Source organism: Caulobacter segnis (assembly GCF_031454995.1).
GTDB classification, from domain to species: Bacteria; Pseudomonadota; Alphaproteobacteria; order Caulobacterales; family Caulobacteraceae; genus Caulobacter; species Caulobacter segnis_E.
In genome coordinates this window covers 435,651-448,164 of sequence record NZ_JAVDRV010000001.1, presented here as the reverse complement: position 1 = coordinate 448,164, position 12,514 = coordinate 435,651, and the positions used below count along the sequence as shown (strand labels likewise).

6 protein-coding genes and 1 pseudogene are annotated in these 12,514 nt (G+C 68.2%); 4 read left to right on the top strand and 3 right to left on the bottom strand.

The features are described 5' to 3' along the window. Window positions 1–51 precede the first annotated feature (51 nt). A pseudogene (locus tag J2728_RS02170) lies at window positions 52–123 on the top strand (hypothetical protein); the annotation flags it as partial. 59 nt (window positions 124–182) lie between these two features. Here the strand turns inward: J2728_RS02170 and J2728_RS02165 are convergent. From J2728_RS02165 to J2728_RS02155, 3 genes are all read right to left on the bottom strand, one after another. Beyond that, window positions 183–2,603, bottom strand: coding sequence for a glycoside hydrolase family 3 N-terminal domain-containing protein (locus J2728_RS02165; protein WP_309995749.1), 2,421 nt, complete (start codon window positions 2,601–2,603; stop codon window positions 183–185). A gap of 293 nt (window positions 2,604–2,896) precedes the next feature. Then, the gene (locus J2728_RS02160; protein WP_309995747.1) at window positions 2,897–4,858 is read right to left on the bottom strand and encodes a M61 family metallopeptidase; all 1,962 of its coding nucleotides are present in this window, start codon (window positions 4,856–4,858) and stop codon (window positions 2,897–2,899) included. A 276-nt stretch (window positions 4,859–5,134) separates the two neighbouring features. Further along, a complete protein-coding gene (locus tag J2728_RS02155) occupies window positions 5,135–5,998 on the bottom strand; it encodes a BON domain-containing protein (protein ID WP_309995745.1) in 864 nt (287 codons plus the stop codon). A 230-nt stretch (window positions 5,999–6,228) separates the two neighbouring features. Here J2728_RS02155 and dnaG point away from each other — a divergent pair, with 230 nt between their 5' ends. The 3 genes from dnaG (at window position 6,229) to rpoD (ending at window position 12,390) form a co-directional block, all read left to right on the top strand. Then, on the top strand, window positions 6,229–8,157 hold the full coding sequence (gene dnaG / locus J2728_RS02150) for a DNA primase (protein ID WP_309995741.1): 1,929 nt from the start codon (window positions 6,229–6,231) through the stop codon (window positions 8,155–8,157). A 127-nt stretch (window positions 8,158–8,284) separates the two neighbouring features. After that, on the top strand, window positions 8,285–9,991 hold the full coding sequence (locus J2728_RS02145; RefSeq protein ID WP_309995738.1) for a sensor histidine kinase: 1,707 nt from the start codon (window positions 8,285–8,287) through the stop codon (window positions 9,989–9,991). A gap of 440 nt (window positions 9,992–10,431) precedes the next feature. Then, window positions 10,432–12,390 (top strand): RNA polymerase sigma factor RpoD, encoded by a 1,959-nt coding sequence (rpoD, locus tag J2728_RS02140; RefSeq protein ID WP_309995734.1) that lies wholly within the window; start codon window positions 10,432–10,434, stop codon window positions 12,388–12,390. The last annotated feature ends 124 nt before the right edge of the window (window positions 12,391–12,514 follow it).

The following is a 12,514-nucleotide window of genomic DNA, read 5'->3' as shown; positions in this document are numbered from 1 at the left end:
GACTGAACCCCGCCGCGATCAAACTTGGCTTTAGATTGTTACTTAAGGGCGGGGACGCCCCCTCCGTCACGGCGCGTATCCGCGCCGCGCCACCTCCCCCGCGATGCGGGTGAGGAGGAGGGCCTATCCTCCCCCGTGAACGGGGGAGGTGGTGGCGAAGCCGGCGGAGGGGGCGCTAAACCCTAAGCCACCGTCAGCGTGGTCTTCTTCAGGTCGACCGAGTTGGGGCCGACCATGATCGAGAAGTCGCCGGGCTCGACGACGCGCTTCATGTCGAGGTTCCACATCCACAGGTCCGACGGCTTGATCTCGAAGGTCACCGTGGTCTTGGCGCCGGGGGCGAGGGTGACGCGCTTGAAGTGCTTCAGCTCCAGCACCGGACGGGTGACCGTGGCGGTCTCGTCGTGGACGTAGAGCTGGACCACCTCGTCGCCAGCCACCTTGCCGGTGTTGGCCACGTCGACCTCGACCTTGACGCTCTCGCCCTGGCCGATCTTGGCCTTGGCCAGGCGCGGCGCCGAGATGTCGAAGGTCGTATACGACAGGCCGAAGCCGAACGGATAAAGCGGGGTGACGTCGCCGCCCAGATAACCGCGGCGGGCCGTCGGCTTGCGGTTGTAGTAGATCGGCAGCTGGCCGACGTTGCGGGCGATGCTGACCGGCAGCTTGCCGCCCGGATTGGCGCGGCCGAACAGCACGTCGGCGGCGGCGTTGCCGGTTTCCTGGCCCAGGTACCAGCCCTCGATGATGGCGTCGGCGCGCTCGGCCAGCAGGTTGATCGACAGCGGACGACCGTTCAGCAGGAACACGACGGTCGGCTTGCCCAGGTCGAAGATCGCCTTGGCCAGGTCGTTCTGCTGACCGATCAGGTCCAGGCTCTCGCGGTCGCCCAGGTGGTTGTCGGCCCAGGCCTCGCGGCTGGTCTGCTCGTTGTCGCCCAGCACCATGACGACCACGTCGGCCTTCTTGGCGACCTCGACGGCCTCGGCGATCAGCTTGGCGTTGACGGCGGGATCGGTGAACTTGACCTCGTCCTGAGCCCAGATGCGCTGCTCGGTGATGCGCACGGCCTCGGCGTAGTCGAGGGCGAAGCCCTGGGCCTTGGCCTCGGCGGTCAGGCCTTCATGGATCGAGACGACGTGGCGCGGGATGTCCGAATAGCCGCCGATCGGCGTGTCCTTGGCGTGCGTGCCCAGGAGGGCCAGGCGCTTGATCTTCTTGCCGTCCAGCGGCAGCACGCCCTTATCGTTCTTCAGCAGCACGACGGCCTTGCGGGCGGCCTCGCGGGCCAGGGAGATGGCGTCCGGCGTCGCGGTCTTGGCGTCGGCGGTCTTCTCGTCGCAGTAGGGGTTCTCGAACAGGCCGCCCTCGAACTTCATGGTCAGGACGCGGGCCACGGCGGCGTCGACCTCGAACTGCGGAATGCGGCCGGCCTTCACCAGTTCGGGGAGGAGGGCGTAGGCCTCGCCGTCGGGCAGCTCGACGTCGACGCCGGCGTGCATGGCGCGGACGGCGGTCTCGCCCAGGTCGTTGGTCAGCTTGTGGCGGCTGATCATTTCCTTGATGGCGAAGTAGTCGCTCTGGACCGAGCCCTTGTAGCCCCACTCCTCGCGCAGGATCTTGGTCAGCAGCCAGCGGCTGCCGTGCGAGGGCACGCCGTCGATCTCGTTGTACGAGGGCATGACCGCGCGGACCGGCAGCTCGGTCACCGCGCGTTCGAACGGCGGGAAGAAGTTCTCGCGCAGGACGCGCTCGGAGATCTGGGCCGGGCCGACATTGGTGCCGTTCTCGGGCTGGCCGTGGCCGGTCATGTGCTTGAGGGTGACGAAGACCTTGTCCTTGGCCAGCGGCAGGGTCGTCCCCTGGAAGCCGCGGATGGCGGCCAGGCCGATTTCGGCGCAGACGTGCGGGTCTTCGCCGAAGGTCTCCTCGATGCGGCCCCAGCGCGGATCGCGGGCCACGTCGACCACCGGGGCCAGCGCCAGGTTCGAACCGCGGGCGCGCATCTCGCGGGCGGCGACGGCGAAGATCTTCTCGGTCAGCTCGGTGTCGAAGGTCGAGGCCAGGGCGATGGCTTGTGGGAAGCTGGTGGCGTCGCGGGCGACGTAGCCGTGCAGGGCCTCGTCGTGCATCAGCATCGGGATGCCCAGGCGCGTCTTCTCGACCGCCCACTTCTGGGCGGCGTTGGTGTAGCGGGCGGTTTCCTTGGCGTTGCGGTTGATCGCGCCGTCGTCGGCGCCGGCGGCCGCGCCGATCACCGTCACCGGCTTGGCGCCCTTGCGGTCGGACGGACGCGAGATCTGGCCCAGGCCATTGGGGAAGTTCTTGCTGGCCTGCTCGGGCGAGAACTCGCCCTCCGGGGTCTGGATCTTGTTCTTGGTCAGCCAGATGCCGATCAGCTGGGCGGCCTTCTCTTCCAGCGTCATGCGGCCCAGCAGGTCCTGCACGCGAGCGTCGATCGGCTGGGAGGGGTCCTTGTAGAGCGGCTTGCCGCCCGAGGTCCTCGGCGCGTTGTTGGCGGTTTGAGCCAGGGCCGGAAGGGCGGCGGCGGACAGAGCCGCGAGGCTCGCGCCGAACAGGCGGCGGGTGATGGCGGTGGTCATCTGGACGTTTCCCCGGGGCTACGCGAATGGCGCGGCGGCTCTCGGGCCGCCTTCGCGGGGCACTATGGGGGCAGTTGTCTGACCACTCAAGCCGGAAATGGTACCGGTCTCATGGCTCCGCCGCGGGTCGGGAGGGCGTCCAGGGTCCAGACGCGAAGAAGGGCCCGCTTTGGGAGAGGGGGGGGAGCGGGCCCTTCGGTACGCGTTCAGAGGGAATGAACAGGCGGGAAAATGGCATATCGGCCGCTTTCCCGCCCTTCCCCATTTCGTCGCAGGCTGAGAATCGTTCGCGGTTACTTGCGCGGCGTCAGGATGTCGTCCAGGCGGCTGGGGACGCCGGCGATCTTCTCCAGGCGCGGATAACGCAGGCCGCCGCGGTAGTCGATCTTGACGCTCTTGTAGCGCGAGCCGTCCTTGAGCAGCAGCTCGACCAGCGGGTTCTCGGGCTTCATGGCGGCCGTGACGGCGGCCTTCAGCTTGTCGCCGTCGAAGGCCTCGCCGTTGACGGCCACGACCGTCAGCCCTTGCGTCAGGCCCGCCTTGAACGCCGGACCGCCCCACTGGACGTCGCTGATCACGCCGTCCGACCCGACCGAAAGACCCAGCGAGTAGCTGAGGCCGGTGCTCTTGGCGCGGCTCTCGGCCGACTTCATGAACTCGGTCGGGGTGGCGGTGTAGACCAGCTTGTAGCCGCCGCGCTCCAGGCCATCCAACGGCGCCTTCTCCTGGACCTCCTGGATGCGGGTCTTCAGGAAGGTCGCCCAGTCATAGGCGTAGACGCCGTTCAGCGTGGAGACCACGTCCTCGAACACATAGGTGCGCGGCACGTACGAGCCGTTGTCGACGCCGAAGAAGGCCTTGGAGAAGTCGTCCAGCGACTTCTTGCCGCCGGTCTTCTCGCGGATCAGGGTGTCGGCGTCGAGCCAGACCAGCAGGCCTTCGGAATAGTAGTCCTCGCTGCGTTGCCACGACAGCCACGACAGCGGCTTGCGGCTGGCGATGATCGGGTCGTTGGTGGTGTCCTGCACCGGGCGCCAGTCGCGGCCGCGACGGTTGTCGTAGGTGGCGGCGGTGGCGGCGATCGAGTCCAGCGCCTGCTGCTTGGTCAGCAGACCCGAGCGGGCGGCCAGCACATTGCCCCAATACTGGGTCTGGCCCTCGTAGACCCACATCAGGCTGTCGCGCATGGGCACGTTCAGGTTCGGGGTCCACAGGTCGGCGGCGCGGCGGAACTTGCCGTTCCACGAGTGGGTGAATTCGTGGCTCAGCAGATCGCGGCCGACGAAGCTCTTGTCCCACTCGGTGAAGTACTTGGGCGTGACGCGGTTTTCGCTCGAGCGATGGTGCTCCAGGCCGATGCCGCCGATCTTGTCCGACAGGGCGACCAGGAAGTCGTAGTGGTCGTAGTGGTGCGAGCCGAACACCTTGTAGGCCTGTTGCACGAGGTCCTTGTGGACCTGGATGTGCTCGGGCTTGGCGTCCAGCAGCTCGGGGCTGTCGGCGACCAGGTTCAGGCGCACCGGCGCGGGGCCGGTCGGATCCAGGTCGATCGACTTGAAGTACTTGCCCGCGAAGATCGGGCTGTCGACCAGGGTCTCGACCGTGGTCGGCTTGAACGTCGTGACCTGGCCGTCGACCTTGGCGGTCTCCAGGGCGGAGGCCAGCTTCCAGCCTTCCGGCAGCTTGACGCTGGCCTCGATCGGGATGCGGCGGGTGTAGTAGCCGGCCGGGTACATCGTCACCTGCAGCCACTGCAGGTTCAGCATTTCGGGCGTGACCTCGGTGCGGCCGACCTTGGCCTCGACGGCGGTCAGGAACTGGTAGCTGACCTGGATCTCGCTGACGCCGGTCGGCACGTCGACATGGAAGGCGTGGACGCTGACGACGTCGCGCGTCCAGGGGATGCGCTTGCCATTGGCCGTGACCACCAGGCCCGCCAGCTTGTCCAGGTCGTTGCGCGGCGAGTGACCGCCCGGAACCCACTGCGGGTACAGGAAGACGAAGTCGCCGGCCTTGCTGACCGGGATGGTCGTGGTGACGGTCCAGATCTTGCGGTCCAGATCGGTGGCGTCGACGGACAGCTTCAGCGTGCCGGCGTAGGGGACGTCCTGGGGCGCGGGGATCGGCGCGGTCGGAGCCGCCGACTCCGGCCAAGGCTGGGGCGCGATCGGGCTCGGGACTTGCGCCAGCGCGGCGGTCGCGGCCAGGGACAGGACGGAGACGGAGAAGAACAGCGCTTTCACGAAACACCCCAATGCGGCGCGCGGGCGTGCTCCCGCGACGAGAAGCCGGGATGTTTGTGGCGTCGGCGGCCGCTTGTCGAGGCCAAGTTGGCCTCCGTACGCGGAATATGGGGTGGCGTTTCAGGGGTGAAACGAAGCGACGGGGGCGCAACGAAACAAGATGCTCCCCCGCGAGGCGGGGGAGCTGTCGCGGAGCGACTGAGGGGGCTACCCGGCCGGAGCTCAGCTTGCCCCCTCCGGCCCTCTGGGCCACCTCCCCCGCATCCGCGGGGGAGGAGCCTTCCTATCTCAGCCCAACGGATCTGACGGCGGCACGGTGGTCGCGGTCGTTCCGGTCATGCTCGTCCCGCGATCGACGCGCAGGTTGTTCTGGACGTGGTCGACGCCCGAGACCGTCTCGGCGATGGCCTCGGCGCGCTTCTTGTCCTCGCGCGAGCGGACCGTGCCGGTCAGGGTGACCTCGGCGTCCTGGACCATCACCTCGACGCCTTGGGCGTCCAGCCAGGCGTCGTCGGTCAGGCGGTCGCTGACGTCCTCGCGGATGCGCTCGTCCGAGCGGCGATAGCCCTTGGGCCCGCGGCCGCGGTGTTCGCCGTCCGCCTGGCGCCGATGCATGGCGTCGCGGTCGCCCATCCACGAGGAGACCTCGTCGCGGGCGCGGTCGAACCAGGTGCGCTCCTCGTCACGAGGGCGCGCGCGGTCGCGCGGGTTGAACGCGCGATAGGGGTTATAGTCGCCGTAGGCGCCATAGGCGGCGTCCCGGCCGCGGCCCTCCCGCTCGCGGTGTTCGAAGTAGCGCTCATCGCCATAGTCCGGGGTGCGGCTGGAATAGCCGCTCGACCCGTAGTCGCCCGTGGCACCGCCGAAGTCGTGGCCGCCGACGCGGCCCCAGTCGCCTGGCTGGCGGTAACCGCTAGCGCCCGCGCCATAGTCCGCGCCCGAATTCATCCGCCCATAACCGAAGTCGCCGCCCTGCTGGGCCGCGCGCAGGAACTGGCTGCTCCCGGAGCGATGGGGGCGGTCGTGTCGCGGGGTGTCGTAGGCCGGGTCGCGTCGCCGCGCGGCGTCGTAACCGTAGCCCCGATCGCGGTCGAAATCGCCGTCCGGCTCGACATCAAATCGACCTTCGCGGTCATTCCATCGTTGCGGCATGGGTCTGCTCCGTCACGTTCAGAAGGGGGAAAGCGCGTCGAGGCGCTCCGAGACGAAAACGGACGGACGCGAACGGCTGTTCCTAATGCCGCGCTTGATCGGTGAATCTGTGGGTAACCTGTGGGGACTCGGGGTATGGCTTGGGACGACACCGCCACGTCCGGTTCTGGCGAAGCGGCTCGCCAGATAAGGTGTAGGGTTCAAGCCCGCGAAGTACCGTTCACCCCTCAATGCGTTTCGACGACCGCTTCCTCGAAGAACTGAAGTCCCGCCTTCGCCCGTCCGACGTCGTCGGCAAGACGGTGAAGCTGCGGCGGCAGGGGCGCGAGTACGCGGGGCTGTCGCCGTTCACGAAGGAGAAGAGCCCCTCGTTCTTCGTCAACGACGAGAAGGGCTTCTACCACTGCTTCTCCAGCGGCAAGCACGGCGACATCATCAGCTTCCTGCAGGAGACCGAGCGGCTGACCTTCGCCGAGGCGGTCGAGCGGCTGGCGGCCGAGGCCGGGATGAGCCTGCCGGAGGTCGACCCCCGCGCCGCGCGCGAGGAGCAGAAGCGCTCGTCGCTGGGCGACTGGATGGAGCTGGCGGCCGCCTGGTTCGAGAGCGAGCTGCGCCGCCCGGTCGGCCAGGCCGCCCGCGCCTATCTGGAAAAGCGCGGCCTGCCCGAGAAAGAGTGGAGCCGCTTCCGCATCGGCTTCGCGCCCAACAACCGCACGGGTCTGAAGGACTATCTGATCGCCAAGGGCGCCAAGCCGGGCGATCTGGTCGACGCGGGCGTGCTGATCTCGCCCGAGGACGGCGGCCAGCCCTATGACCGCTTCCGCGACCGGATCATCTTCCCGATCGCCGACAGCCGGGGGAAGGTCGTGTCGTTCGGCGGCCGGGCGATGGATCCCGCCGCCCGCGCCAAGTACCTGAACGGCCCCGAGACCAGCCTCTTCCACAAGGGGCGGGTGCTGTACGGCCTGTTCGAGGCCCGCAAGATCCTGCACGCCAGCCAGAGCGCGGGCGAGAAGCCGCCGATGGTCGTGGTCGAGGGCTATATGGACGTCATCGCCTGCCAGCGCGCCGGGATCCCGGCCGTGGCGGCCATGGGCACGGCCCTGACCGAGGAGCAGATGGAGGGCCTCTGGCGCCTGCATCCGACCCCGACCCTGTGTTTCGACGGCGACAAGGCCGGCCGCCGGGCCGCCGACCGCGCCATCGACCGCGCCCTGCCGCTGCTGAAGCCCGGCCGTTCGTTCCTGTTCTCGATGCCCGTCGGCGGCAAGGACCCGGACGACGTGCTGCGCGAGCAGGGGCCCGCGGCGCTGAAGGCCCAGATCGCCGACACCAAGCCGTTCGTCGAGGCCCTGTTCGAGCGCGAGAAGGAGCTGGAGCCCTTCGACACGCCCGAGCAGCGCACGAACCTGAAGGTGCGCCTGCGGACCCTGGCGGCGACCATCGCCGACAAGGACCTGGCCCACGCCTACAAGGAAGAGCTGCTCGACCGCTTGGACGAGATGCGCGCCGCGCGGCGGGTCAAGGCCGACGCCAGCGACGCGGGCCGCGCCCTCTCGCGCCAGCGCTGGGACAACACGGCGCGCCGCGGCGGCAAGGGGCGGCTGGAAGGCTCCACCGCCGAAGGCCGCCAGGCCGCCGCCGCCCTACAGCAGGCTCCCCGCCCGTTCTCGGCCGCTCTGCTGATCGCCGCGATTCGCGATCCCAAGGTGATCGACGACCGGATCGAGGTGCTGATGAACCAGGGCTTCGGCGACCAGCGGCTGGACGCCATCGCCCGGGAGCTGGTCAATCTGCGCATGGACGCCGACCATATCGAGGTGGGCGTGGTGCGCGGCCGCCTCGCCTCGGCTGGCTATGACGATCAGAACCTGGCGGCGCTGGAGCGCGCGGCCGCGCACGTGACGGCGCTGCACGCGACCCAAGGCGCCGCCCATGGCCCCGAGGACGCCATCCGCGGACTATGGTCCCAGGCCTTCGACCTGCTGTTGCGGCTGACGGCCTTGGAGCGCGCCGTGGACGACGCCAAGGCCGATCTCGCCGACGAAAGCGATTTCCAGACCTTGCTGCGCCTGAAGACCGAGCGCGACGCGGTCAAGCGCCTGATCGACAGCGGCGGCTGGACCGATCCCAGCCTGGTCGCCGAGGTGCTGCACTAGAGTCACCCGAGGCTTACACCTTCGCGGTTGCCTTTCGATCGCTGGAGTTGTGTGTTGGGGGATGGCGCGGTCGGAGGCTTGGTCGCTAGCCCCTCGACCGCGCGTCGGAAATCACTGCGAGACCAGCGTGTCGGACCTCGAAAGACTGCAGCCGATCCTGACCGCCGCCCTCGACGCGATCGTGGTCATGGACGCGCGAGGCGCCGTGGTCGACTGGAACTCGCGCGCAGAGACGCTGTTCGGCTGGCGCCGCGCGGAGGTGCTCGGACAGCCCCTCGGCGCCCTGATCCTGCCGTCAGGCCAGCATGGCGACGGGTTGTTCTCGGCCTCGGGGTGTCCGCTCGTGTTTGACGCGCGGCGAGACCTGATCGCGATCCGTCGCGACCGCGGCCCCGTCTCGATCGAGCTCTCGATGACCCGCTGGGCGGAGAACGAGGGCGGGGAGCTGGTCCTGGGTTTCGCCCGCGACACCGCGGGGCGTCAGGGGGCGCTGTCGGACGTGGTCGCCAACGAAGCGCGGTTGCGCGCGGCGGTCGACGCGGTCCAGGGCGTGCTGTGGACCAACAACGCCAAGGGCCAGATGGAAGGCGAGCAGCCGGCCTGGGGCGCCCTGACCGGCCAGACCCTCGCCGAGTACCATGGGTTCGGCTGGACCAAGGCCGTGCATCCCGACGATATCCAGCCCACGTTGAAGGCCTGGCTGGCCGCGGTGGCCGAAAAACGCGCGTTCGAGTTCGAACACAGGGTGCGGCGTCACGACGGCGTATGGCGTGATTGTCGCATCCGCGCCGTCCCCCTGTTCGAGGAGACCGGCGAGATCCGCGAGTGGGTCGGCGTCCACACCGACATCACCGAGCAGAAGGCGGCCGCCGACAAGCTGCGCGAAAGCGAGGCTTTGTTCCGCACCCTGGCCGACGCGGCGCCGGCCCCGATCTGGATGACGGAGCCCTCGGGCGAGGTCGAGTTCGTCAACGCCGCCTTCGCCGAACTGGCCAATGTCGGTCGCGGCGAGCTGATGGGCCACGCCTGGATCGCCTTGATCCATCCCGACGACGTCGCCGAGATCCTGGTCCGGCGCGAGGCGGCGCGGAAGGGGCCCGATCCCTACACCTTCGAGGCCAGGTTCCGGCGTCAGCCGGAGGGGTGGCGCTGGATGCTGGTCAACGCCAAGCCGCGCATCGACGCCAGCGGCGCCTTCCTGGGCTATGTCGGCATGGCGATGGACCTCACCGAGATCAAGACGGCCCAGACCCATCAGCAGCTGCTGATCAACGAGCTGAACCACCGGGTGAAGAACACCCTGTCCTCGATCCAGTCGATCGCCCGCCAGACCCTGCGCTCGGACGATGTGGCGCCGCGGGCGCGGGACCAGTTCATCGAGCGTCTGATGGCCATGTCGGCCGCCCACAACGTGCTGACCAGCGAGAGCTGGTCGGGCGCGGTCATCGACGACATCCTGCGCGAGGCCCTGCGCCCCTTCGCCGACGACCAGGATCCCGAGCGCATCTCCATCAACGGGCCCTCCTTGCGGGTCGAGCCCGGCGCGGCCCTGGCCTTGGCCCTCGCCGCGCACGAGCTGGGCACGAACGCGGCCAAGTATGGCGCCCTATCGTCTCCAGGGGGGCGGGTCAGCGTCGAATGGTCGCTGGAGGGCGACAGGCACGCCATTGTCACCTGGCGCGAGCGCGGCGGGCCCGAGGTCATCGCGCCGACGCGCCGGGGCTTTGGCGCGCGCCTGCTTGAGCGCGGCCTGGTCGGTGACCTGGGCGGCAAGCCCGAGCTGATCTTCCCGCCGTCGGGCGTCGAGGCGAGGCTGCCCGTGCGGATCGCCTAGACGGGGCGTCGAGGCCTCGGCGGTCTGGCCTTGGCTTGGCGAATATTCGCGCTTGAGTGTCTTCTGATCTTGACACTAGGCCCTCCGAAAGCCACATGCCGACTCAAGGATTTGCCACGCAGCTGATTGACATCGCTCGGGCCGCCGGAGCGCGCGCCCTTATCGAAATAGGATGTCACCCTCGCCGCCGCCCCAAGTCCCCAGCGGTCGCTGACCCCTTCGGGAGATGCGCCAGGCCGCGCTTATCGCCTTGTGTCTCCGACGGGTCTCTCGCGGAGTGTTCTCACGTGGCGACGGGCGCAGGATGGCGATCTGACGGGAACGTGATCCCTGGGTAAGCGCTGATCAAAGGCGCGGACGAGGCCGGCAAACCTTTTCGATACGGATTTTTTCGGCGCGCGCCTTGCAAGACCGAGGCGACGTCGATTGCGGAGAGCTTGATGAGCAACAATTCCTCGGCCGAGACCGAAGCCCCGGAAACCACCGGTGGCGATGGTCCGCTGCTCGACCTGACCGACGCCGGCGTCAAGAAGTTCATCAAGCAGGCGAAAGCCCGTGGCTACGTCACCATGGACGAGCTGAACAAGGTGCTGCCGTCGGAGGAGGTTTCCCCCGACGCCATCGAAGACACCTTGGCCATGCTCAGCGAGATGGGCGTCAACGTCGTCGAGGCCGAAGAGGACGCCGAGGGCGGCGAGGGCGGTGAAGTCGCGACGCGCGACGAGAACACCACCGTCATCACCAGCGACAAGCCGGCCGCCTACGACCGCACCGACGACCCGGTGCGCATGTACCTGCGCGAAATGGGCTCGGTCGAGCTGCTGTCGCGCGAGGGCGAAATCGCCATCGCCAAGCGCATCGAGGCCGGCCGCGACACGATGATCCGCGGCCTCTGCGAGTCCGCCCTGACCTTCGAGGCCATCATGGTGTGGCGCGAGGAGCTAGGCTCGGGCCGTATCCTGCTGCGCGAGGTCATCGACCTTGAAGGCACCTACGCCGCGATCAACGGCGTGGCCGCCCAGCCCGCCGCCGAGGATGACGAAGGTCCGGCCGAGCCGGTCGACGACGAGGCCGGCGAGGCCAAGCCCGAGGGCGCCGAGGGCGAGGACGACGACGACTTCGACGACGGCGCCGGTCCGACCGTCAGCGCCATGGAAGGCGAGCTGCGCGAAGGCGTGATGGCCATCCTGGACGCCATCGCCAGCGAGTTCGAAAGCTTCCGCAAGCTGCAGGACAAGCTGGTCGGCAGCCGCCTGAAGGGCGAGGACCTCTCGGAAGCCGACCGCAAGGCCTACGAAGGCCTGTCGGCGACCATCATCCAGCACTTGAAGACGCTGAAGCTGAACAACAACCGCATCGAGGCTCTGGTCGAGCAGCTCTATGCGATCAACAAGCGCCTGATCGGCCTGGAAGGCCGCCTGCTGCGCCTGGCCGACAGCTACGGCATCAGCCGCGCCGAGTTCCTGAAGGCCTATTTCGGTTCGGAGCTGAACCCGACCTGGGGCGAGCAGGTCAAGGCGATGGGCGTGCGCTGGACCAAGTTCGTCGAGAACGACAACAGCTCGATCAGCGACATCCGTCAGGAGATCGCCGCGCTGGCCACCGAGACCGGCGTGCCGATCGACGACTATCGCCGCATCGTCCAGACCGTGCAGAAGGGCGAGCGCGAGGCCCGTCAGGCCAAGAAGGAGATGGTCGAGGCCAACCTCCGTCTCGTGATCTCGATCGCCAAGAAGTACACCAACCGCGGCCTGCAGTTCCTGGACCTGATCCAGGAGGGCAACATCGGCCTGATGAAGGCCGTCGATAAGTTCGAATACCGCCGCGGCTACAAGTTCTCGACCTACGCCACCTGGTGGATCCGTCAGGCGATCACCCGCTCGATCGCCGACCAGGCCCGGACCATCCGTATCCCGGTGCACATGATCGAGACGATCAACAAGATCGTCCGCACCAGCCGCCAGATGCTGCACGAGATCGGCCGCGAGCCGACCCCGGAAGAGCTGGCCGAAAAGCTGGCCATGCCGCTGGAAAAGGTCCGCAAGGTCCTGAAGATCGCCAAGGAGCCGATCAGCCTCGAAACGCCGATCGGCGACGAGGAAGACAGCCACCTGGGCGACTTCATCGAGGACAAGAACGCCGTCCTGCCGATCGACGCGGCCATCCAGAGCAACCTGCGGGAGACCACCACCCGCGTGCTGGCCTCGCTGACCCCGCGTGAAGAGCGCGTGCTGCGCATGCGCTTCGGCATCGGCATGAACACCGACCACACGCTGGAAGAAGTCGGCCAACAGTTCTCGGTGACCCGCGAACGCATCCGTCAGATCGAGGCCAAGGCCCTGCGCAAGCTCAAGCACCCCTCGCGGTCGCGCAAGCTGCGCAGCTTCCTGGACTCGTAAGCACGTCCTCGGGCCTGTCCCGAGGAGCCAGCCAAACGAAGACGCCCCGGTCGCAGGACCGGGGCGTTTTTCGTTCTGGGGAGCCCCAATCCCTCTCCCCATGCGGGAGAGGGTGGCCCCAAGG

Excerpts from the sequence above, each read along its gene's own strand:
- J2728_RS02165 (WP_309995749.1), bottom strand. The coding sequence starts at position 2,603 with ATGACCACCGCCATCACCCGCCGCCTGTTCGGCGCGAGCCTCGCGGCT.
- rpoD (WP_309995734.1), top strand. The coding sequence starts at position 10,432 with ATGAGCAACAATTCCTCGGCCGAGACCGAAGCCCCGGAAACCACCGGT.
- J2728_RS02155 (WP_309995745.1), bottom strand. The coding sequence starts at position 5,998 with ATGCCGCAACGATGGAATGACCGCGAAGGTCGATTTGATGTCGAGCCG.
- dnaG (WP_309995741.1), top strand. The coding sequence starts at position 6,229 with ATGCGTTTCGACGACCGCTTCCTCGAAGAACTGAAGTCCCGCCTTCGC.